The 23,632-nt window shown below is 55.9% G+C and carries 15 protein-coding genes; 9 read left to right on the top strand and 6 right to left on the bottom strand.

All coding sequences use genetic code 11. From position 1 onward, the window contains the following. Nucleotides 1-50 precede the first annotated feature (50 nt). Complete coding sequence (lon, locus tag MWU64_RS02010) at nt 51-2,501, bottom strand: endopeptidase La (RefSeq protein ID WP_247060108.1); 2,451 nt, start codon at nt 2,499-2,501, stop codon at nt 51-53. Nucleotides 2,502-2,636: 135 nt separating this feature from the next. Between lon and trxA the strand changes: the two genes are divergently transcribed. Beyond that, the gene (gene trxA, locus MWU64_RS02005) at nt 2,637-3,500 is read left to right on the top strand and encodes a thioredoxin (protein ID WP_247060106.1); all 864 of its coding nucleotides are present in this window, start codon (nt 2,637-2,639) and stop codon (nt 3,498-3,500) included. Between the two features lie 66 nt (nt 3,501-3,566). Here the strand turns inward: trxA and MWU64_RS02000 are convergent, their stop codons facing one another. Further along, the gene (locus MWU64_RS02000) at nt 3,567-4,931 is read right to left on the bottom strand and encodes a lysine 2,3-aminomutase (protein ID WP_247060104.1); all 1,365 of its coding nucleotides are present in this window, start codon (nt 4,929-4,931) and stop codon (nt 3,567-3,569) included. 645 nt (nt 4,932-5,576) lie between these two features. On the opposite strand from MWU64_RS02000, the gene aceE reads away from it, so the two are divergent. The 3 genes from aceE (at nt 5,577) to MWU64_RS01985 (ending at nt 11,189) form a co-directional block, all read left to right on the top strand. Further along, nucleotides 5,577-8,240, top strand: a complete 2,664-nt coding sequence (gene aceE, locus MWU64_RS01995; protein WP_247060102.1) for a pyruvate dehydrogenase (acetyl-transferring), homodimeric type — start codon at nt 5,577-5,579, stop codon at nt 8,238-8,240. 10 nt (nt 8,241-8,250) lie between these two features. Next, entirely contained in the window at nt 8,251-9,924 is a 1,674-nt protein-coding gene (gene aceF, locus MWU64_RS01990; RefSeq protein WP_247060100.1) for a dihydrolipoyllysine-residue acetyltransferase, read from the top strand. Nucleotides 9,925-10,007: 83 nt separating this feature from the next. Further along, on the top strand, nt 10,008-11,189 hold the full coding sequence (locus MWU64_RS01985; RefSeq protein WP_247060098.1) for an acyl-CoA dehydrogenase: 1,182 nt from the start codon (nt 10,008-10,010) through the stop codon (nt 11,187-11,189). A gap of 433 nt (nt 11,190-11,622) precedes the next feature. Here MWU64_RS01985 and MWU64_RS01980 read toward each other — a convergent pair whose 3' ends face one another. Further along, on the bottom strand, nt 11,623-12,807 hold the full coding sequence (locus MWU64_RS01980) for a DcaP family trimeric outer membrane transporter (RefSeq protein WP_247060096.1): 1,185 nt from the start codon (nt 12,805-12,807) through the stop codon (nt 11,623-11,625). A 216-nt stretch (nt 12,808-13,023) separates the two neighbouring features. On the opposite strand from MWU64_RS01980, the gene MWU64_RS01975 reads away from it, so the two are divergent. The 3 genes from MWU64_RS01975 to astB all read left to right on the top strand — a co-directional run bounded on the left by MWU64_RS01975 (nt 13,024) and on the right by astB (nt 16,720). Beyond that, nucleotides 13,024-14,238 (top strand): aspartate aminotransferase family protein, encoded by a 1,215-nt coding sequence (locus tag MWU64_RS01975; RefSeq protein ID WP_247060081.1) that lies wholly within the window; start codon nt 13,024-13,026, stop codon nt 14,236-14,238. A gap of 63 nt (nt 14,239-14,301) precedes the next feature. Continuing rightward, entirely contained in the window at nt 14,302-15,399 is a 1,098-nt protein-coding gene (gene astA, locus MWU64_RS01970; protein WP_247060079.1) for an arginine N-succinyltransferase, read from the top strand. After that, nucleotides 15,380-16,720 (top strand): N-succinylarginine dihydrolase, encoded by a 1,341-nt coding sequence (gene astB / locus MWU64_RS01965; RefSeq protein ID WP_247060077.1) that lies wholly within the window; start codon nt 15,380-15,382, stop codon nt 16,718-16,720. The genes astA and astB overlap by 20 nt, the downstream gene beginning before the upstream one ends. 10 nt (nt 16,721-16,730) lie before the next feature. On the opposite strand, the gene MWU64_RS01960 is transcribed toward astB, so the two are convergent. Then, nucleotides 16,731-17,351, bottom strand: coding sequence for a TetR/AcrR family transcriptional regulator (locus MWU64_RS01960; RefSeq protein ID WP_247060075.1), 621 nt, complete (start codon nt 17,349-17,351; stop codon nt 16,731-16,733). Nucleotides 17,352-17,517: 166 nt separating this feature from the next. On the opposite strand from MWU64_RS01960, the gene MWU64_RS01955 reads away from it, so the two are divergent. Further along, the gene (locus MWU64_RS01955) at nt 17,518-18,603 is read left to right on the top strand and encodes an efflux RND transporter periplasmic adaptor subunit (RefSeq protein WP_247060073.1); all 1,086 of its coding nucleotides are present in this window, start codon (nt 17,518-17,520) and stop codon (nt 18,601-18,603) included. Next, complete coding sequence (locus MWU64_RS01950; protein WP_247060071.1) at nt 18,603-21,629, top strand: efflux RND transporter permease subunit; 3,027 nt, start codon at nt 18,603-18,605, stop codon at nt 21,627-21,629. The genes MWU64_RS01955 and MWU64_RS01950 overlap by 1 nt, the downstream gene beginning before the upstream one ends. Nucleotides 21,630-21,654: 25 nt before the next feature. Here MWU64_RS01950 and MWU64_RS01945 read toward each other — a convergent pair whose 3' ends face one another. Beyond that, complete coding sequence (locus MWU64_RS01945; protein ID WP_247060069.1) at nt 21,655-22,704, bottom strand: succinylglutamate desuccinylase; 1,050 nt, start codon at nt 22,702-22,704, stop codon at nt 21,655-21,657. A gap of 204 nt (nt 22,705-22,908) precedes the next feature. Further along, the gene (locus tag MWU64_RS01940) at nt 22,909-23,631 is read right to left on the bottom strand and encodes an ABC transporter permease (protein ID WP_247060067.1); all 723 of its coding nucleotides are present in this window, start codon (nt 23,629-23,631) and stop codon (nt 22,909-22,911) included. Between the last annotated feature and the right edge of the window lies 1 nt (nt 23,632).

Genomic DNA, 23,632 nt, shown 5'->3' with positions numbered 1-23,632 from the left:
CGGCAGAAAACACACGCCCCACCCAGTACCGATCGGGCTATCGGTATGGGTTAATGCACACTCGACCCACTCTTCGGCTTATTGCCAAAACACACTTGAAACACGTCGCTGTAGTTCTTGGCAAAGTTCACGGTTAGCCCTTCTTTGAGATAATCCGGCAACTCATCGTAATCCCCCCGGTTTGCCTCGGGCAGAATCAGGTTGCTGATTTTCTGCCTTCTGGCGGCAATCACCTTTTCACGAATTCCACCGACCGGTAGTACCTGCCCTGTGAGCGTTAGCTCGCCGGTCATGGCCAGGTTCTGTTGAGGGGCCTCCCTACGGGCGATGGAGAGCAGCGCGGTCGCCATGGTTACGCCTGCACTCGGCCCGTCTTTTGGCGTCGCGCCTTCCGGCACGTGCAGGTGCACGAAAGACTTCTCGAAGAAGGTCGGGTCGCCTTTGAAACGTTTCAGGTTGGATGCCACGTAGCTGTAGGCGATTTCTGCGGACTCGCGCATGACATCGCCCAGTTGGCCGGTTAGCTTGAAGCCCCGGTGGTTGGTATGCACGCGGGAGGCTTCGATGCTCAAAGTCGCCCCGCCCATGGCGGTCCACGCCAAGCCGGTCACCACGCCGGTGCCTTTCAGTGATTTTTCTTTGCGGAACGCCGGTTGGCCAAGGTAGGTGGTTAAGTCGCCCACACCCACTCTGACCGGTTCGTCCGGGTTTTCCAGCAGTTTCACAATGCCTTTGCGGATGATTTTGTGCAGCAGCTTCTCCAGGCTGCGCACCCCGGCTTCTCGGGCATAGCCTTCAATCACTTGCCGAACGGCGGCATCCGAAATGTTGAGCTGTTTTTTAAGCAAGCCTGCGCGCTTGAGTAAGCGAGGAATCAGGTAATGCTTGGCGATGGCGAGCTTCTCTTCACCGATGTAGCCAGACAACCGAATCACATCCATCCGGTCCAGCAATGGCCGGGGAATGGTGTCTAACTGGTTGGCGGTGCAAATGAACAGCACTTTAGACAGGTCCATGCGCACATCGAGGTAGTGGTCCAGAAACTCTTTATTCTGCTCCGGGTCCAGAGTCTCCAGCAGCGCGGACGCAGGGTCGCCTTGGAAGGATGAGCCGATTTTGTCGATTTCATCCAGCATGATTACCGGGTTGGCCACTTTGGTGTCTTTCAGTGCCTGCACGAACTTGCCGGGCATTGCGCCGATGTAGGTGCGGCGGTGGCCTTTGATTTCGGCTTCGTCGCGCATGCCGCCAACACTGAAGCGGTAGAACTCGCGGCCCAACGCATCTGCCACCGAGTGACCGATAGAGGTTTTGCCCACACCGGGTGGGCCTACCAACAACAGAATGGAGCCACTCATTTCACCCTTGAACGAGCCTTCGGCGAGGAACTCGACGATGCGGTCTTTGACATCGTTGAGGCCGTCGTGGTCCCGGTCCAATATCTTGCGCGCAGCAGCGAGGTTGAAGTGATCTTCGGAGTATTTGCCCCAAGGTACCTGCGTGATCCAATCGAGGTAATTGCGTGTTACACCGTATTCTGGTGAGCCTTGCTCGAGAATCTGCAGTTTCTGGATTTCTTCCTTGAAACGGTCCTGCACCGCTTCCGGCGGATTCAGTTTGGCCATCCGCGCTTCGAAGCGTTCGGCATCGGCGGTTTTGTCGTCTTTGGCGATGCCGAGTTCCCGCTGAATAACTTTCAGTTGCTCGCGCAGGAAGAATTCACGCTGGTGCTTTTGCACCTTCTCGTTCACTTCCTCGTTGATCTCGGATTGCAGGCGCGCGACTTCGAGCTCTTTGCGCATTAGCAGGAGTACTCGTTCCATGCGGCGAAGCAGTGGTACGGTATCCAGAACGTCTTGCAGCTCCTGACCGGGAGCGCTGGTCATGGATGCGCCGAAGTCTGCCAATGGCGAACTGTCGTCCGGGCCGAAGCGAGACAAGTACTGCTTTACGTCTTCGCCGTAAAGCGGATTGGTGCGCAGCAGCTCTTTGATGGCACCGATGATGGCCAGCGTGTAGGCCTTAAGCTCGTCGGCTGGCTCTTCCGGCTCGTCGGGGTACTCTACTTCCACCAGATAGGGTGGGCGCCGGCGCAGCCATTGCACGATCTTGAATCGATGCAGCCCTTGGGCGATGAATTGCACTTTACCGTTTTCGCGCTGGGCCTGATGAACCCGCACGGCGCAGCCCATGGTTTCCAGTTCACCGCTGGACGGCACGCCGGATTCGCTTTCCGTGTCTTGAACAAAACAAATGCCCAGCATCTTGTGGTCGGTTTCCGCCACCCGCTTCAGGGTTTCGTGCCACGGATCTTCGTTGACCATAACCGGCTGCACCTGTGCCGGAAAGAAAGGCCTGTTGGTTACTGGCAAAACGTACATCCGTTGCGGCCGCGCTTGCTGGGGCAGCGCGAGCGCTTTGTTGTTGTCTTCTTTGCCGATGTATTCGGTCACGTCGTCTTCAAATTCGTCTAAGGAGTCTTTGCGGTTGTCGTCATTCATACCGTTTCGCTCTAAAGGCGTGAGTGTTTACTATTCTATGTAACGGCTATAGTGGGATTTTCAAGCTGGCTTGATTTTTAATTGCCTGGCCCCCATTACCAATGTCATTAAACATCCTCTTGACCGGGTAACCTTATGACTGCTTCACCCTATATCTTTGATGCCACCATGGACAACTTTCCGCAGGAGGTAATGGAAGCCTCTGCTAAAACACCCATTTTGGTGGATGTTTGGGCAGACTGGTGTGCGCCGTGCAAGCAGCTGATGCCGATACTGGAAAAGCTGGCGGACGAATACCAAGGCAACTTTTTGTTGGCCAAAGTGAATGCCGATGAGCAGCAAGAGCTGACCTCGTCCTTGGGCGTGCGCAGCCTGCCGACGGTTATTCTGGTAAAGGACGGCCAAGCCGTAGACGGCTTCAACGGTGCCCAGCCGGAAAGTGAAATCCGCAAAGTGCTGGAAAAGCATGTGGAAGCGCCGGCGGAAGATCCTTACGAAAAAGCTCATGCGCTCTGGGAAGCGGGTGATCTGGACGGCGCTCTGGCGATCCTGACGGAAATGAACCAGAAGGACCCGGAAAACCTCGACGTATTGATCGATCTGGCCCAGCTGAAAGCGGAGCAAGGTGATCTGGAAACCGCCGAGCAAGTGCTGGAAAGCCTGCCGCCGGAAGAAAAACTGCAGACCAAGGCCAAGCAGCTGGCGGCCCGCGTTAAGTTTTTGAAGCAGTCCGGTGAATTGCCGGCTATCGAAGGCTTGGAGCAAACGCTGGAAGCCAACCCGAAAGACCCTGAGGCTTTGCATCAGTTAGCGCTGCACAAAGTGCTGCAAGAGCAGAATGCCGAGGCGATGGATTTGCTGATCCGGTTAATGCAGGCGGACAGCACTTATAAAGATGGCGTGGCCAAGACAACCTTGGTGGAGTTGTTTGAAAAGCTGGGTAATAACAATGCGGATGTGCGGACGTATCGGAGGAAGTTGTATACGTTGATGCATTAATGCGGTAACAAAAAGGCCAGATGAATTCCTTCATCTGGCCTTTTTCATCTACTTAGGGCAACGCCCTCAGCCATTCCCTTTCTTCATCTGCTCAAACTCGTCCTCAAAGAAGAACTTCTCCTCTCCGAAGGCCGGTTCCAGCTCGTGCAACCAAGTGGCTGTTTCGCTGTACTTGGCGAAGAACGGGCGCTGTACCCAATCCGGGTTGCGGCCCTGCAGGAAGCGCAGCACGAACACTTTTTCGCCTTTGATTTCGGCGATGCCCTGGATTTCTACCTTGCCGGGGCCGGCGCTCATGCTGGGGCCGCGGGCAGTGCGGGCCAGGCCTGAAACTTTCTTCATGGCTTCGCGGTAGATGTTGTACGCTTCCGCTAACGGCACTTCAAAGTAGTTCTTGGCACCTGTGTCCCGCTCTACAAACATGTAGTAGGGGATGATGCCCAGTTTCACTTCCTTCTTCCACAGCTTGGCCCAAGCGTCCGCATCGTCGTTGACGTGCTTGATCAGCGGGCCCTGCGCGCGGATTTCAGCACCGGTGGCGCGGATACGGCGAATGGCTTCTTCCGCGATATCGGTGGTGATTTCCTGCCAGTGGTTATAGTGCGCCATGATGGCCACGTGCTTGCCGGCATCAACCAGCTTGGCGAACAGCTCTATCAGCTCATCTGCATCTTTGTCGGTCACAAAGCGGTAGGGCCAGAACGTCAGGGCCTTGGTGCCGATGCGGATGGTCTGAACGTGGTCGAATTCCGGCTGCAGAAGCGGCTCCAAATACTGAACCAGACTCTTGGTTTTCATGACCATGGGGTCGCCGCCGGTTACCAGCAGATCGGTCACTTCGGTGTGTTCCTGCAAGTAGCCGTGTAGCTTCTCGGCTTCGGTGCTGGACATCTTCAGGTCTTTGTCGCCGACAAACTGCGCCCAGCGGAAGCAGAAGGTGCAGTAAGAGTGGCAGGTCTGGCCTTGGGCCGGGAAGAACAGCACGGTTTCGCGGTATTTATGCTGGACACCGTCCAGTACCTCGCCGTCCAGCTCTGGCATGTTCATTTCCATTTGGCCGGCCGGGTGCGGGTTCAGGTCGTCGCGGATCTGCTTGGCAAGAGCCTGAATGTCTTTTTTGTCCGCGCCGTCCCTGTGCAGCTGCGCCATCTGCTCGTAATGCTCGTCCTTTAGCATACCCTTTTGCGGAAACACCAACTGGTAGATCGGATCGTTCGGTACTTTGTCCCAGTTGATCAGCTCATTGATGACGTATTCGTTGACGCGGAAGGGCAGCACGCTGGCCACAACCTTCATTTCAAACAGGGTTTCTTCTGGTAGATCCTGAATGGCTTCAATCTTGTCGAGCTGGCGGTCAGTAAACACCTTAAACCGGCGTTCTTCGAATTCCTGCACCGGAATACGGTTAGGAAAAGTGACGATGGAGTTCATAGATCGCCCTCTGTTGGGTATTAAAAGAAAAGAAGGCCGAAACACCTTCACAGTTGCCTAAAAAACGGGCCGAAAATTATACAGAATTATGAATTTGTTTTCAGTTCTAATTAATCTTCCCGTCGGGCCGGGTTGTCGCCGTGGGATCGATTTTATGCTGAAGGCCTGTGGTTGTAGGGGATCGCGCAAGCGCCAGAGTTAGAAAAAATCTTTAGTTACGCGAAGGTTTTGGGGAGGGGGCAGGTATCAGACCTTGGTCGGGGGTGTGTTGTTTTAGTGAGGTGAGTTGGTCATTATTACGTAAATAAACAGAAATTAGACGTAGCTTGCGGCGTTAATTTCAGGGTTATGAGCAAAATTTGTGTTTATTTTGCTAAAAGTACGTAATTTTTTGGTCGCATTCCTGATTTATTATCGGGTCAGGGTGCTTGCGCCGCCTCGTTGAACGGGGGCGCATAGGCCTGTCGCAGGAAAAAAATGAAAGCTGTTCTATGCTTGAGGGAAGTCATGCAGGCCACTCGGCATTTCTCGCAAGCTGTTACTCCAAACAATAAAGCTGCCTGTTATCGCAGTTTCCAATTCCGCATCGTGTTTGGCTGCTGATCGTGGCCCACTTTGCACTCGTTAGGTTCAGGGGAGGGTTAGATGTACCAGGATGATGATCCCATTGAGACCAGAGAATGGTTAGATGCACTGGAATCTCTGATCGAGAATGAAGGTATAGATCGAGTTAAATATATACTGGAGCGCCTTTCTGAGCGTGCCAGTCGAGATGGCACTGAGTTGCCGTACTCCATTACAACGCCATTCCGAAATACCATTCCGGTGACTCAGGAAGCGCGCATGCCGGGCGACCTGTTCATGGAGCGCCGGATTCGCTCGCTGATTCGCTGGAACGCCATGGCCATGGTTGTACGGGCGAATAAACGCCCGGGTGACTTGGGTGGCCACATTTCTACCTTCTCTTCTGCTGCCACATTGTATGACGTGGGCTTTAACTACTTCTTCCACGGTGGCGATGAAAAGCGGGATTCAGACCTGGTGTATTTCCAGGGGCATGCATCACCGGGCATTTACGCGCGCTCGTTCCTGGAAGGTCGTTTCAGTGAAGAGCAGCTGGACAAATACCGTGAAGAAACCGGCGGAGAAGGCTTGTCGTCCTACCCGCACCCATGGTTGATGCCCGACTACTGGCAGTTCCCGACGGTTTCTATGGGGCTTGGGCCAATCCAGTCCATCTACCAAGCGCATGTGATGAAGTATTTGCACAGCCGCGAGTTGGTCGACATGGGCGATCGTAAGGTGTGGAGCTTCCTGGGGGACGGTGAGTGTGACGAGCCTGAAACCCTGGGCTGTATCTCTAAAGCTGGCCGCGAAAAGCTGGACAACCTGATTTTCGTGGTGAACTGCAACCTGCAGCGTCTGGATGGCCCGGTTCGGGGTAACGGCAAGATCATGCAGGAGCTGGAAGGCGTTTTCCGCGGCGCTGGCTGGAACGTTATTAAGGTCGTATGGGGGCGCATGTGGGACCCGCTGTTTGAGCAGGATGAAGACGGCATCATGCAGCGCGCCATGGATGAAGTGTGCGATGGCGATCTGCAGAACTACGCGTTCAAAGGCCCGGCTGCTACTCGCAAAGAGTTCTTCGGAAAATACCCGGAACTGAGCAAGCTGGTTGAAAGCCTGTCGGATGACGACATCGCCAAGCTGAACCGTGGTGGTCACGACCCTTACAAAGTCTACGCGGCTTATCATCGCGCCGTGCACCAGAACAACGGCAAGCCCACGGTTATTCTGGCCCACACCATCAAAGGCTACGGATTTGGCGCTGCGGGTGAAGCCCAGAACACCGCGCATTCATTGAAGAAATTGGATCTGGACACGCTCAAGGCGTTCCGGGACCGTTTCGGCGTGCCGCTGAAAGACGAGGAGCTGGAAGACGTACCCTATTACCGTCCGGCACCGGATAGCCCCGAACTGGTCTACATGAAGAAGAGGCGCCAGGAGCTGGGTGGCTTCTACCCGAAACGTAACAAAGAATGCCAGCCGCTGCAGATTCCCGATCTGGATATTTTCAAAGCAGTGCTGGAAGGCTCGGGTGATCGTGAAATTTCCACCACCATGGCGTTCGTGCGTCTGCTGGGCGCTCTGGTCAAAGACAAGCGTGTAGGCAAACGTGTGGTGCCGATTGTGCCTGATGAAGCCCGTACCTTTGGTATGGAAGGCATGTTCCGCCAGTTGGGTATCTACACGTCTGAGGGGCAGAAGTATGTGCCTCAGGACCGTGACCAGATCATGTACTACCGCGAAGCCAAGCAGGGCCAGATCCTGCAGGAAGGCATCAACGAAGCGGGCGCGATGGCCGCCTGGATGGCTGCCGCTACGTCATACAGCAACAATAGCTTCCCGCTGATTCCGTTCTACGTGTTCTATTCCATGTTCGGTTTCCAGCGTGTGGGCGACCTGGCTTGGGCTTCCGGGGATATGCAGGCGCGGGGCTTCCTGATTGGTGGTACCGCAGGGCGAACCACGCTGAACGGTGAAGGTTTGCAGCATCAGGATGGTCACAGCCATGTACTGGCCAACACCATTCCGAACTGTAAAGCCTACGACCCGGCCTACGGTTACGAGATGGCGGTGGTGATCCACCACGGCATGAAGGAAATGTTTGAAGAAGACAAAAACGTCTTCTACTACCTGACCGTGGAAAACGAAAACTACGCACAGCCAGCAATGCCCAAGGGATGTGAAGAAGGCATCATCAAAGGCATGTACCTGTTCGAATCCGTTGAAACCAAGGGCAAGAAAAAAACGCCTCGGGTTCAGCTTATGGGCTCTGGTGCCATCTTCAATGAAGTACGCGAGGCAGCTCAGCTGCTGAAGGATGATTGGGGAGTCGCATCGGATATCTGGAGCGTAACCAGCTACAACGAACTGGCCCGCGATGGTCAGCACGTTGAGCGCTGGAATGCCCTGCACCCGGATGACAAACCCCGCAAGGCCTACGTGACCCAGTGTCTGGAAAAGCAGAAAGGGCCGGTTATTTCATCGACCGACTACATCAAACTGCATTCCGAACAGCTGCGGGCATACATCCCAGCCACCTACATGACGCTGGGCACCGATGGTTTCGGCCGCAGTGATACCCGTGAAAAGCTTCGTAACTTCTTCGAGGTAGACCGTTACTACGTCACGGTTGACGCGTTGGCAGCGTTGGCTAAAGACGGTGAGATCGACAAGAAGCAGGTACTCGAAGCCATGCGCAAGTACGGTATCGATCGCAACAAACCGAACCCGGCGCACAGCTAAGGAGACCGCTATGAGTGAACAGGAAATTAAAGTTCCCGATCTCGGCGGTGCAGATGAAGTCGAAGTGATCGAAATCATCGCCAGTGAAGGGGATACAGTACAGGAAGAAGATCCGATTCTGACGGTTGAAACCGACAAGGCGACGGTAGAATTGCCGTCCCCGGCAGCCGGTAAAATCAGCAAGATCACCGCCAAGGTCGGCGACAAAATCAAAGAAGGCGACGTGGTTGGTATGCTCGTTGCCAGCGATGACTCCGGCGATTCAGACGACGAGGAAGAGGATTCCGGGAGTGCGGAGGCTGAAGGCAATTCCGACTCGGAAGAGAAGTCTGAAGCCAAGTCCGAAGACAGCAAGCCGGCTCCGAAGAAACAATCGGGTGGTTCTCGAACGGAACGAGTGAAAGTGCCGTCATTGGACGGTATGGAAGACATTCCGGTCATCGAGATTAACGTCTCCGAGGGCGACACGGTTGCAGTAGACGACCCGCTGGTAACGGTGGAGTCAGACAAAGCCACTATGGAGATCCCGTCTCCCTTCGCCGGCAAAGTGAGTAAATTGCTGGTTAAAGAAGGCGACAAGTTGTCTGAAGGCGCTGACCTGCTGGATCTGGCGGTCGAAGACGAAGGTGGGGAATCGGACGAAACTGAAGCCGAAGAAGAGAAAGCGCCAGCCAAAGAAAGCGCAGGCGAGGCAGAGGCTAAATCCGATGCCAAGCCTGAAAAAGCAGAAGACAGCTCGGCGCAAAGTGCCACCTACGCACCACCTTCACCGGGGGCCAAGGTGCATGCCGGCCCCGCGGTTCGGAAACTGGCCCGGGAATTGGGTGCAGACCTTACTCGCATCAAGGGTTCTGGCCCGAAGAGCCGTATCCTGAAAGACGATGTCCAGGATTACGTGAAGGGCCAGCTACAGCAGGTGCAGCAGGGCTCCTCGGTGGGTGGCGGCAGCGGCATCCCCGCGGTCAAGCTGCCGGACTTCAGCAAGTTCGGTGAAGTTGAGCGCGAAGGCATGTCCCGCATGATGTTCACTACCGCGAACAACATGCAGCGCAGCTGGCTGAACGTGCCGCACGTGACCCAGTTTGATGATGCCGACATCACCGAAATGGAAGCCTTCCGTAAAGCGCAAAAAGCGGCTGGTGAAAAACGGGGCGTGAAGATGACCCCACTGCCGTTCCTGCTGAAAGCATGTGCTGCAGCGCTGGCCGAATTGCCCCAGTTCAACGTGTCGTTGGATATGGAGCGCAAGGAAGTGGTGCGTAAGAAGTACATTCACATCGGCATTGCGGTAGATACCCCACACGGATTGATGGTGCCGGTGATCCGGGACGTCGATCAGAAAGGCCTGTGGGAGCTGGCGGCCGAAAGCGCAGAACTGGCACAGAAAGCCAGGGACAAGCAGCTGAAACCGGCGGAAATGCAGGGCGCTTGCTTCACCATCACCAGTTTGGGTGGTATCGGGGGCACTGCTTTCACACCGATCGTGAATACGCCGGAAGTGGCGATTCTGGGTGTGTCCAAGGCAGCCATGAAGCCAGTGTGGGACGGCAACGAATTCCAGCCGCGCCTGATGCTGCCTTTGTCGTTGTCTTACGACCACCGCGCAGTAAACGGCGCAGATGCGGCGCGATTCACCAGCCTGCTCACGCAGCTGCTTGGGGATATCCGCACCTTGTTGCTGTAGTCTTAGCCTTTTGCCGCCTCACTCGGATGGATTGAGGCGGTAAAGTTTGGCAAGACAATCCGTTTTTGGTGGACAATAAAATCATGGCCAACAAAGCAAGTTTCAATTGGGAAGACCCTCTCCTTTTAGATCAACAACTGACCGATGAAGAGCGCATGGTGCGCGACAGCGCCCGCCAATTCGCCGAGAAACATCTTCGGCCCCGCGTAGTAGACGCATTCCGTAACGAGCACACCGATCCCGAGATTTTTCGGGAAATGGGCACCAGTGGCCTGTTAGGTGCCACCATACCCGTGCAGTATGGTGGCAGTGGCCTGAACTATGTCAGCTACGGTTTAGTGGCCCGGGAGATCGAGCGGGTAGATTCCGGCTACCGTTCAATGATGAGCGTGCAATCCTCCTTGGTGATGGTGCCGATTTACGAATTCGGCAACGAAGAAACCCGTCAGAAATACCTCCCCAAACTGGCCTCCGGCGAATGGATCGGCTGCTTCGGCCTGACCGAGCCGGACCATGGCTCGGACCCCGGTAGCATGGCCACCCGCGCCCGTAAGGTAGACGGCGGTTATCGGCTGACCGGCAGTAAAATGTGGATCACCAACAGCCCGATAGCGGATGTGTTTGTAGTCTGGGGCAAAGACGACGGCGGCAAGATTCGCGGTTTCGTGCTGGAAAAGGGCTGGGAAGGCCTGAGTGCGCCAGAGATTCACGGCAAGGTGGGCCTGCGTGCTTCGATTACCGGTGAAATCGTCATGGACGAGGTGTTTGTGCCGGAAGAAAACGCTTTCCCTGAGGTTCGGGGTTTGAAAGGTCCGTTCACCTGCCTGGATTCGGCCCGTTACGGCATTTCCTGGGGCGCCCTAGGGGCTGCGGAAGATTGCTGGCACACGGCGCGACAGTATGTGCTGGACCGCAAGCAGTTTGGCCGCCCACTGGCCGCCAATCAGCTGATTCAGAAAAAGCTGGCGGATATGCAAGCCGAGATTACGCTGGGGCTGCAGGGAAGCTTGCGCTTGGGTCGCATGAAAGACGAAGGCACCGCAGCGGTCGAGATTACTTCCATTATGAAGCGTAACTCCTGTGGTAAGGCGCTTGAAATAGCGCGACTGGCTCGAGACATGCTGGGTGGTAACGGCATCAGTGACGAGTTTGGCATTGCCCGCCATTTGGTGAACCTTGAAGTGGTGAACACTTACGAAGGCACTCACGACGTGCACGCGTTGATATTGGGGCGCGCGCAAACGGGCATTCAAGCCTTCTTCTGATTGTTGTTGAGAGTGAATTAAAAGCCGGGTTGCCTGAAAAGGTATCCCGGCTTTTATGTTTTTGGGCAATCAGTTTGCGAAAAACATCCAATCGAAGTAGTTGTGCAGATCTTGCATGGCATAGGCTTCTGCAGGCTGGGTCAGTTCGAACAGCAGACTTTGGTCTTTGGCTAGTTTCATGGTGACACCTCGTGAAGTTTCAGCAGATTGAGCAGGGCAGTGGCGTTGCCGGCTGCCTTCAAATGAGTTGTTGCATGAGCTGTGCCAGTTTCTTGGTTGGTGGTAAATTGTTGATTTTAATAGCGTAGCAAAGGGAGGGCGGGAATTGGATAGTTAAAGGTTGGGCTAGTTTGGGGCGCGTTGCACCAAACCAGAACGAAAAAACCCCGGCGGATGCCGGGGTCAAAGGAGAGTTAACGTCTACAAGGAGTCTTTAGAAGTTATATTGCGCTGCAAACAGTAGGCGACTTGCGTCACCGTCAGAACCGTCCACGTTTTCACGCTTCAGGAACTGGTATTCAACGCCCATCATCACGTTTTTGACCGGAGTCCACTTGTAGTTGGCCATCACCGCGGAGTTGGTTTCGCTTTGGCCGTCGACTGCGCCTGCGAAGCCAGCTGCAGCTGCGTCATCCTCAGCGTCGTCCCAGTCGACTTCAACCATGCCGTAGCCTATGTTGATGCTGCGACCACCGCCAAGGTCGAATCCGGCACCAATCGAACCGCCGTAGCCTGCAATCGTTTCTACATCGCCGCTACCGTCAACGTAGGCGCTGGCGGCGCCGAAGTCTTCACCAGAGCGATACAGGAAACTGTTTGCGCCGTCGCTGTAGGAGAGTGTGCCCTGCAGCGTGATCATGTCGGTCAGCATCATTTTAGCGGCAACGAAGGTGGCAAAACCAAATGCACTGTCATCGTCACCGGCGTCGCCTTCGTCATAGCCTACCTGATGAGCGAGAATCGCCGCAGAGTAGCTCAGGCCATCATTGGAATCTTCAATGCGCGCGGTGAAGGCGGGCATACTATCTTTCGTGTCAACAGAAGCCGTTGTGGCATTGCCGCCGACAGTTGTCGCTGTGAGGATTGAATTTTGTGGATCTTCGAGCGAAATCGATAGCGGACCGGAAGTATAGCGAGCTTGTACCGTGCGAGCTTGATAGCCGGCCAAACCGGGTAGCGAGTCAAAATCCAGAGTGGCGGTGTTACCCACGAAGCTGCTGAAGTTCGACCAGGTTTGCCCCATCAGCACGCCGTTGTATTCACCGAATGCGTGACGCAGGCGCAGGCTTCCGCCCCCACTGCCTCGGAAGTCACCTTCAACGGTGACCGCGACACCCTGCGGCGAAACTGTTTTCACGCCCAAGCGGCTCTGAAAAGCGTCAGCGCCGAAGTGACCATCACTGCCACTGTCTGACGCTAGGCCGGAATAGGAGCCTGATCGGGTACTTAAAGCTTGGTTGTTGTCTATATCGTAACTGGCATTTAGACGTGCATAACCGTAGACGCTTGCATCGTAATCGCCCGCCGTAAAACTGATTGCCTGCGCCTGAGAAGCCAATCCCAGCACTGTCACAGCCGCCGTCGCACGAATCGCCATTCGCAATTTATTGTTCTGCATTGTTGTTGTCTCCACATATTTGTTTTTGTTGGACCAACTTCAACTTAGTAACGGATGCGTCACATTTCAAACAATATTTGCATCAGATAGACGAACGTCTAAGCAAGAGGGGGGATGGTGATCGTACTGTCTCGCAATGGGCTGTTCTTATGCGATCAGAGGCGTATTATGGTGGATTAAACCTGTCACTTAGTAATGAGTCACTGAGAGAAACCCATGAACAAAGAACCTGTTTCCCGCGAATTGTTTGATGAAGTAATGGTGCCCAACTATGCCCCCGGAAATATCATCCCGGTGCGAGGTGAGGGCTCCCGCGTGTGGGATCAGGAAGGCCGAGAGTTTCTGGATCTTCAGGGCGGCATTGCGGTGACCAGTCTGGGGCATGCGCACCCGGGGCTGCTGGGGGCGCTGCAGGAGCAGTCAGAGAAAATCTGGCACCTGTCTAACGTCATGACTAACGAGCCTGCGCTGCGGTTGGCGAAGACCTTGTGTGACCACACCTTCGCGGAGCGCGTATTCTTTGCCAACTCCGGTGCCGAAGCCAATGAAGCCGCCTTCAAACTGGCCCGTCGTTACGCGTGGGACCACTTCAGCCCGGAAAAGCACGAAATCATATCCTTCAAAAATGCCTTCCACGGTCGAACTTTGTTTACCGTTAGCGTGGGGGGCCAACACAAGTATCTGGAAGGGTTTGAGCCGGCACCGGGTGGCATCCACCACGCGGACTTCAACGATCTGGATTCGGTAAAAGCTCTGATCTCGAAAGAGAAAACCTGTGCGGTGGTGATCGAGCCGATTCAAGGCGAAAGCGGTGTCGTACCGGCAGATCCCGAGTTTCTGAAAGGTCTGCGCCAGCTGTGCGACGACAACGACGCGCTGCTGATCTTTGATGAAGTGCAAACGGGCGTGGGCCGTACCGGGCATTTGTACGCCTATGAAATGTACGGTGTGGTGCCAGACATTCTGACCAGTGCGAAAGGCTTGGGTGGCGGCTTTCCGGTTGCGGCCATGCTGACAACTGCCAAGGTGGGCGCGAGCTTGGCTGTGGGCACTCACGGCAGTACCTATGGCGGTAACGCGTTGGCCTGTGCGGTGGCGCAGAAAGTGATCGATACGGTCAGTCAGCCAGAGATTCTGAAAGGCGTAAACGAGCGTTCTGAAAAGCTGCGCCAGGGCATGATGGCCATCGGTGAGCGGTATGGCGTTTTCTCTGAAGTGCGTGGCGCGGGCTTGCTTCTGGGTTGCGTGCTGACAGACCAGTGGAAAGGTCGCGCCAAAGACTTTTTGGCGGCCGGGCTGGATGAAGGCGTGATGGTGCTGGTGGCCGGCGCAGATGTTGTGCGCTTGGCTCCGTCGCTGATCATTCCCGAAACTGACATTGATGAAGCACTGGAGCGTTTCGAAACCGCAGTGAAAAAACTGGCGCAATAATAAAAACCGGTGGCTTGACGCCAGGGCCGCCCAGACTCTGCAGTAACAGAGGGAGGGAGCAGTATGCTGATTGTTCGCCCGATGCAACCAGCGGATCTCGAAGATCTGTACGCTATGGCTCAAACCGCCGGCAAAGGGCTAACGACCCTGCCGGCTGATCGGGAATTGCTTCAACGTAAAATCGATTGGGCGGCGAATTCGTTCAGCAAGCAATGCCAGCCGGAAGAGGCTCTGTATTTGTTTGCGCTCGAAGATACCGAAGCGCAACGGGTGGTGGGCATCAGCGGCATCGAGGCTCGGGTTGGGCTTGATGAAGTGTTCTATAACTACCGCCTGAGCCTGACCGTTAACGCGTCCCGCGAATTGGGCGTGCATGTGCGTACGCCTACCCTTCACATTTCCAGTGACATGACCGACACCACGGAAATCTGCTCACTGTTGCTGGCCGATGGCTACAAAGGGGGCGGCAATGGTTTGTTGCTGTCTCGCAGTCGTTTTATGTTTCTGGACGATTTTCGCGAATTCTTTTCCGATAAAGTGTTTGCGGAAATGCGCGGCGTGTCTGACCAGGATGGGCAAAGCCCGCTTTGGAACGCCTTGGGCAGCAAGTTCTTCGATATGGAGTTCGCCGAAGCCGATCGCTTGTCCGGGTTGGGGAATAAGTCCTTCATTGCCGAGTTGATGCCGCAGTATCCCATTTATCTGTCGCTGTTACCGGATTCGGCCCGGGAGGTGATAGGTCAGGTGCACGACAACACCCGTCCGGCACTGAAAATGCTGGAAGCCGAAGGTTTTAACTTTAATGGCCTGGTGGATATCTTTGACGGTGGCCCGGTAGTCGAAGCGTTTGTGCACACCATACGAACGGTTCGGGACTCGTTGAACCGTGAGGTGGTTGTGGGTGACTCACCTGTAGAGCTCGATGTTCCGGCCGAACACAGGGTGATGGTGTCTAACCGCTCATTCGATGACTTCCGGCTCACGACTTTGCCGATGAGCTGTGTCGGGCAGGATACCGTCACGATACCCCGGGCGATGGCGGACGCTTTGCACCTGAAAAGTGGTAACACCGTTCGCCTGGCTCCCCTGAAAGACGGCGGCCTTTCGCCGATTCACTTGGAAGACTCGATAGGGCTAAACGATGACAAAACACGCAGTTGAGTCGAATTTTGATGGGCTGGTGGGCCCAACCCATAACTACGCTGGCTTGTCGTGGGGGAACGTCGCATCCAAGTCGAATGTGAATGCTGAATCCAACCCAAAGCAGGCGGCCCTGCAGGGCTTGGCGAAAATGAAAGCACTGGCGGATCGCGGCTACACGCAAGGTGTTCTGCCGCCGCACGAGCGGCCCCATTTACCGACGTTGCGTGCCCTGGGGTTTGATGGCAGTGATGAGCAGGTCCTGCAGAGCGCCGCAAAACACGCGCCGGCGGTTCTGGCGGCGGTGTCGTCGGCTTCCACTATGTGGACCGCGAACGCGGCGACGGTGTCGCCCAGTGCTGATGCCGCCGATCACCGGGTTCATTTCACGCCGGCCAACCTTAGTGCGAAGTTCCACCGCTCCATCGAACACGTGGTTACCGGGCGAGCCCTGAAAGCCATCTTCTGCGATGAGCAGTATTTTGTGCATCATCCAGCGTTGCCTTCGGTCAGCCACTTTGGTGACGAAGGTGCCGCCAATCATACCCGCCTCTGCAGCCATTACGGAGAGCCGGGCGTTGAACTTTTCGTATACGGACAGGAAGCTTTCAACCAACAAGCCTCAGCGCCGAGAAAGTACCCGGCACGCCAAACTCTGGAAGCCTCTCAGGCTATTGCGCGGTTGCACGGATTGTCGGGCAGGAACACGGTGTTCGCCCAGCAAAATCCAGCAGCCATTGATGCCGGCGTGTTCCATAACGATGTGATTGCGGTGGGTAATGGCAATTGCCTGCTCTACCACGAGTTGGCGTTTCTGGACGAAGCACGGGTGCTGGCTGAAATTCGTGAACGCTTACACGGTGCGGAACTGGAAGCGATCAAAGTGACGGCAGCGCAGGTGCCCCTGGAAGATGCGGTGTCTTCTTATCTATTCAATAGCCAATTGTTGAACGGACCAGACGGCATGCTGCTGGTTGTGCCGGGCGAATGTCGGGAGGTTGCTTCGGTCAGCCGGTACCTGGATGAGCTGGTGGCCTCGGATGGTCCGATTACGTCGGTTGAAGTGATGGATGTGAAGCAATCCATGCGCAACGGCGGCGGGCCTGCTTGCCTTCGTTTGCGTGTGGTGCTGAACGACGAGGAGCGCCACGCCGTTAATCAGGGGGTTATCCTGACCGATGAGCTCTACCAGCGGCTGACCACCTGGGTGGAAACCCATTATCGTGACCGGCTCGTTCAGCAAGACCTGGCGGACCCGAAATTGCTGAATGAAGTCCGACAGGCACTCGATGAGCTTACCGGTATTTTGCAGCTCGGCCCGATTTACGATTTTCAGCGTTAGAAGAAACCGCTTACGGAGTTTCGATCGAGTGGGAGAGCATGTCCATGGTGTGTTGGATCAACGCATCCGAGGGCATGCTTTCGCCTTCACAGAGCATGATCACGCCGTGTAAGGCGCCGCGCAAATACAGTGCAGTCTGCGTGGGGTCAGTGATCCGGTCTTTGCTCATGGTGCCGTCTTCGAGTCCTTTCTGCAGGGCGGCGACCATCAAGCCGATCAGCTCGTCCCGGGAGCCAAACATTTCGCAGGCCTGTTTTTCGTCCACATCGGCAATCACGGTGGATGCTTTGGTGAGCGCGGCGAAGTATTCAGGCTCTTCCCGGTAGAATTGGTAATAAGCCTCACCCATAGCGCGAATCTGCGCTATCCCGGTGTCATTGGGGCAATGGGAAGCTTTAAAACGCTCCACCAGATTTTGCCCCGCCCGCTGCATGATCCCCATCTGGATAGCCGCTTTATCTTTGAAATACACGTACAACAGTGCCCGGCTCAGGTTGGCGGTGCGGGCAATGTCGTCCATCGACGTGCGGTCGTAGCCTTTATCGGAGAAAACGGTTTCAGCCGCATCCAGTATGGCGTTGTATCGTGCCTGTTTTTCTTTTTCCCGGCGTGATTTCAACGGCTCATTCATGGCTAACAGTTTCCTCGGGGCTGGCTGTGCGGTGGCTAAGTATCGATGAAAACCTATTATTGACAAATTGTCAAAGAATGACATTATGTCGTGATAATAGGGCGGCTTGTAACACATGGATTGGCACGTCCACCACTAACCATTCAGGGAAAGGGGCTGTCTGTTCATGTCTCCCATAAAACGATCTCTCCCATTTACCGTTATTACCTTCGTGCTCGTGATGCTGTCGTTAACGGGGTGTCGTGGCGGGAGCAGCGAAGCGGCAGAAACCTCAGGAGTGGTATCGGTTCGTGTTGCTGAAGTCACTGGTGGTCAGGCGGAGGAAATTCCACTGCGTTTTTCCGGCATTGTTCGTGCAGCCCAGCGTGCGACCTTGACCTTTCAGGTGAGCGGAACGCTGAAAGAGAGACCGGTAGAACTGGGCCAGATGGTGAAACCCGGTGATACCTTGGCCAAGCTGTACAACCCGGCGCTGCAACCGGCTCAGGACTCTGCCAAAGCCAAGCTGCAAGAGCTGAAAACTCAGTTCAATCAGGCTCAGCGCGAGTGGGAACGCTCGGCACGTTTGCATAAACGCGGAGTGGTATCCGAGCAGAATCTGGAACAAATCGCTGCGCGCCGGGATTCGCTGCGTGCCAGCATGGCCACCGCCGAAGCGGCGTTGTCTGAAGCCACCCATTTGCTTGAAGAAAGCGTGTTGAAAGCCCCGTTCGCCGGGCAGGTGGAAGCGTTACTGGTTGAGCGCGACGAGTTTGTGTCTGCCGGGCAGCCGGTAATGCGTTTGTCATCCCCGTTGGGGCGCGAAGTGGAAATACGCGTGCCGGCGCATCTGCTGAGCCATGTGCGTGTGGGTATGGAATTGCCGGTCTGGCAGGTTCAGGACCGCAACCGGGTTCCCGAGACTGGAACCGTGATTGAAATCGCCCAAGGCAGTTCCATTCGGGGTGAGTTGCATCCTGTACTGGTCAGCTTACCCGCGAATTCATTGTCATCCGGTGAACCTGTTGAAGTAGGCGTTACGCCGGTTCGGGAATCGGCGGTAACCGTGCCCATGCTGGCGGTGGTGCGCGATGCCACCGGTACCAGCGTATATCGGGTCAGCGACGATGTAGCGCACCGGGTGCCGGTGAAAGTGGATCGGGTGATCGGTGAACGAGTCATGGTGCATCCCGGCGAACTTCAGCCCGGTGATCAGGTGGTTTATGCCGGTATGACACGTTTGGTGGACGGCGACACCGTGGAGGTGCGCTAATGACGCGCAGTCTTCTCAACTATCAACGATTGCTGGGCATGGTGGTCACCATGCTTTGCCTGCTGGGGATTGCGGCTTATAGCACCATGCCCCGGCAGGAAGACCCCTCATTTCCATACCGCGCTGGCATGATTTCGGTGAATTACCCGGGTGCCAGTGCCGAAGCGGTTGAACGGCTGGTGTTACGGCCCCTGACCGATGAACTGAGGCAGGTTGAAGAAGTCGATTTCAGCCAAGGCACCGCCCGCACCGGTGTGGCTTTGGCCAGAATCAAGCTGCTGGATCGGATCTACGACACCGATGCCGCGTGGGACCGGGTGCGCCAGGCGATGGAGCGCGCTAAACAGGATTTCCCCGATGGCGTGGGGCAGATGAGCCTGGACGATCGGCTGATTGATATCCCGGCGGTGGTGCTGGCGGTCGGCGGATCGCCCTCGATTACGGAACTGTCGAAAGCGGCGGAACGCCTGAAGCAGAATCTCTCGGACATTCCGGGAGTTTCGCGCATCGAGCTTGAAGGCGATGTGGATGAGCAAATCACGCTGGCCTTAGACGACGCAGCACTGTTCCGGCTAGGCATTTCGCCACAGCGAGTGCTGCAAACTCTGTCTCAGCGTAACCAGACCACACCCGGTGGTTTTGTGGTGGTGGATGGCAAACGCTTGTCTGTCTTGCCCAACTCCGAATTCAGCGACATTGAAGCCATTCGCGCCACACCCATCGAACTGCCCGATGGCTCACAGGTCCCTTTGGCCGCGGCTGCAGAGGTATGGCGCGGGCCAGTTGAACCGCGCCAGCCGGAAACCTGGTTTGATGGCGAGCCTGTCGTGTTGGTATCCCTCATCATGGAGGAAGGCAACACCGATGCCATTCGCTTTGGTGAGCGAATCCGCAACAGGCTAAATGAGGTTCGTTCGGACTTCGAGCCCTACGAGCTGAGGGAAATGTTCTTCCAGCCTGACAAGGTGTCTGACCGGTTGGATAATCTGGCGTGGAGCCTGGTGTTCTCGGTACTGATTATCGTAGCAGTGGTGTTTACCGGCATGGGTATCCGCATGGGCCTGCTGGTGGCCTCAATCCTGCCGATGGTGGCGATGATCAGCGTGGGGCTTTACGACCTCGGCGGTGGCGTGCTGCACCAGATTGCCGTGATTGGCATGGTGATTTCGCTCGGTATTCTCATCGACAACGCCATCGTGATTGTGGAAAGCATTCAGGGGTATCTGGATGCTGGTATGCGCAGGCTGGATGCTCTGAAAAAAGCGGTTGGTGAACTGGCGGGGCCGCTTGGCGCCTCCACCGGAACGACGCTGGCGGCCTTCGCTCCGCTGCTCATGGCCAAAGGCGGTGCCGCCGATTTTACCCGCGGCGTTCCCGTTATGATCATGCTGACGTTGTCGGTGAGCTACCTGCTGGCGATCTCGGCGGTTCCGTTATTGGCGGTGCGCTTTCTAAAAGCCCGCAATAACGTGGGCGAAGATCGACTGGTTGGGTTCGCGCGCCTGCTTGGGGGGCTGGTTTACCGGCATCCGAGCAAGCTGATCGTTTTGGGTGCAGTGCTCGTTACCATCAGCGTGGGTTTGACACCGTTCATGGCGCAGCAGTTCTTTCCGAACGCCGACCGGCCCCGGGTGATTGTGGAAATGTACATGCCGGAAGGCACTGACCAAGCCCGTACTGCCGAAGTTGCCGAGAACCTGGAGCGGGCCATCCGCACCCAGCCCGAAGCGCTGGAAGTCCACCGCTTTGTCGGCTTTACCGGCCCAAGCTTCTACTACAACCTGCAGCGTGCTCCGCAATCACCGAACCGGGCCCGTTTGGTGGTGCGAACGCCGACCTTGGCCGACACCACCGATCTGGTTCGAAAGATTCGCAAAGAGGTTGCCCAAAACCTGCCGGAACTGGATATCTCTGTCGGCATTCTGGGGCAGGGGCCACCACGCACTGCACCGGTCGAAGTCCGTGTCTACCATGCGGATGACGATGCCCGGGTTTTGGCAACCGAGCAGATCTTTTCAATCCTTCGAGATGTGGAAGGCACGGTAGACGTTCGCCACGACCTCGATATCGGCGTGCCCAGCATCGCCATCAATGTGGATGATGCCACCGCGGCCCGTTATGGCCTGACCCGTGCAGACGTTGCACAAAGCCTTTACGGACAGAGCTTCGGTGCCATGGCGGAACGCTATCGCCAGGAAGAAGACCCGATTCCCATCGTGCTTCGCTCACGGGAGGGCACCTTGTTGTCGTTGTCGCGTTTGCTGTCGGTCAACATCTACAACAACCGCGGCGATGCCATTCCGCTGTCGGCCGTGGCAACGGTTGAAACCACTTGGGAGCCAGCGGCCCGATACCTGCGTAACGGGGTGCGAGTGAACGCGGTAACCGCCAACCTGGAAAAAGGCTACAGCTTCAGCCAGGCACTGGACGGACTGAACGCCGCGCTGGACGATAACCCGCTACCTCCCGGAACGCGGTTGGAAATGGGCGGCGATGCCGAAGGCTCGAACGATGCCAACAGCGCGCTACTGACGGCGGCACCCATTGGCATGCTGTTGTTGCTGTTCTTCCTGCTGTTGCAGTTCAACTCGTTCCGCCGTGTGGGCATCATATTGCTGACTGTGCCTTTGGCAACCGTGGGCATATTCCCCGGGTTGGTGTTGTCTGGTTCGCCCTTCGGCTTCCAGTCGTTGTTAGGGGTTATCGCGCTGGTTGGCATTGTGGTGAACAACGCCATCGTACTGCTGGACGTAATGGACCGTGAACTGGAAAAGGGCAGGGCGATTCGAGATGCCGTACGAACCGCAGTAGAGCGCCGAACCCGGCCCATCCTGCTAACCACCGCCACCACGGTAGCGGGGCTGTTGCCATTGGCGCTTTCCAGCTCGACACTGTGGCCACCTATGGCGTGGGCCATTATCTCGGGCTTGCTGGCCTCCACCGTGCTGACGTTGCTGGTGATCCCGGCGGTGTGTACCAAGCTCATCAAACTACCGGTGGCCGAGCCCGAAAACGCCCCGGCATAACGAACTCAGGCAGGGTGGTGATTTACTACCCTGCCTGAGACTTACTTCTCGCTCTAACCATCAAGCCAACCCGCTGCCCCACCGGCACCTCTCGATTCGGAAATACAATCGCTTCAGGCTCAGCGCCGACGCGGTAACAGCTCTCACCATCTTCCCAAATCACCGTGCCCGGCGGGTATAAGGTAAAATTCGACACATCATCCGGCACATGAAACCGAAACCCCGGCCCGGTATTCAGGACCTCATGCACCACCTCAAACACCGTCAGATCTTCTGGGGTCTGAGCCCGTGGCGCGGGTGCCCCAAAAAACCGCCGCCGCAACGCCTGCTCAATACCGCTAAAACGCTGCAAATCATTCTGACCAAACGGCCGAACCTTCCCCAGTTCAACGGTAAAACTTTCAGCGTTCAGTTGACTGGATGAAAACGAAGAAAACACCGTGGACTCTTTATGCTGCAGCAGCAGCGCTCCCACCTCCGCCTCCAACAAAAACGCACACTGTGCCGACGGAACTAAACGCCCCGGCACAAACGGATACAGCGCAAACCGCTCCTGCTCCGACGGCCGAATCGCCGTGTGCAAATCGTAATGACTCAACGCTAAGCCGGAGTGCTTCGCCGCAAATTCCCGGCAGACCTCTTCAATAAACCGGGCCCGTTCAGCTTCCGGCAGACCCGCATACTCGGTCTTCCCATGGGCCCCGTTAAACAAGCGGTTCATGTTCACATTCAAAAACCGCGTTCCGGCGGCCATGGCGGGCGGATTGCCGAGTATCAGTAGCAGCGGACAAGCCTGCGGCCACGCCCCCGCCAACAACTCCGACACCAGTCCGTTCAGCACCTCAATCGGTGCCGTCTCGTTGCCATGAACCCCCGCCGAAACGATCAGTGCCTCGCGGTTCGGGTTCTCTCGGTCAGCGGGCGGAGTTAACCAAAGCACGCCGTTGGCGATTCGGGCAATGTGGGTGCCGTCGGCAAGTTGCGTCGTGGTTTCAGGAAGAACAGAAGACGTGTGAGAAAGGGTGTGCGAAAGCCAGTTGGGAGAAGTGTCGAAAAGGTGTGCGAGTGTGTTCATGAATCCCTCTCCCGTATAGCTTTTTTGATTACCGGAGCGGGCCGAACTTAGGGCCCAGAAACAGGTTCGGGGCTAGGTGTCGGGGTGGTCTTGCCGAGAATGTCGAAGGCCAAGGATGGCCTGAGAGAAGCGCACATGGATGTGCTCGTAGCGGTTCTCGGCAAGACCACCCCGACACCTAGCCTTGCACCAATACTCAAAGAATCAGGAATTGGCCGGCCGCTGATGCCGCAACAAATGATTTTCCAGTTTACGAAACACGAAAACCAGAATGAACGTCAAAACCAAATAAATCAGCGCCACAAAAATAAACGCATCAAACGGCGCATAAAACCGCGAGTAAATATTCCGCGCCGCCCCGGTAAGATCCACAATCGTCACGATACTCGCAATCGCACTCGCATGAAGCATAAAGATAACCTCATTCGAATACGCCTGCACCGCCCGGCGCGCCGCGCTCGGCAGAATAATCCGACGCATCCGCAGGAACCAATTCATACCGTATGCCTTCGCCGCCTCAATCTCGCCATTCGGCGTAGACATAATGGCACCGCGAATAATCTCAGTGGTATAGGCCGCCGTATTCAACGTAAACGCCAGCAGAGCAGGGTAAAGCGGCTCCTTGAAAATTTCCCACCAAAACGTTTCCTGAATACCCGGAATCTGCGCCACACCGTAGTAAATAATATACAGCTGAATCAGCAACGGCGTACCCCGGAACAAATAGGTGTACAGCCAGATAGGGCCAGAAACAAACGGATTCTTCACCGTACGAAGAATTGCCAAAGGCACCGCCACAATCAGCCCAATGACCAAAGACAAAAACACCAGGTGCACGGTAGTAACCAGCCCGTCCCAGTATTCCATCAGCGTCATAGCGGTGAAAATTTCGTTGGAACTCAGCCAATCGGCAATAAAATCAGGCATC

It is taken from the genome of Marinobacter sp. S0848L, from assembly GCF_023016065.1.
Lineage (GTDB): Bacteria > Pseudomonadota > Gammaproteobacteria > Pseudomonadales > Oleiphilaceae > Marinobacter.
This window is presented reverse-complemented; position numbering and strand designations above follow the sequence as displayed.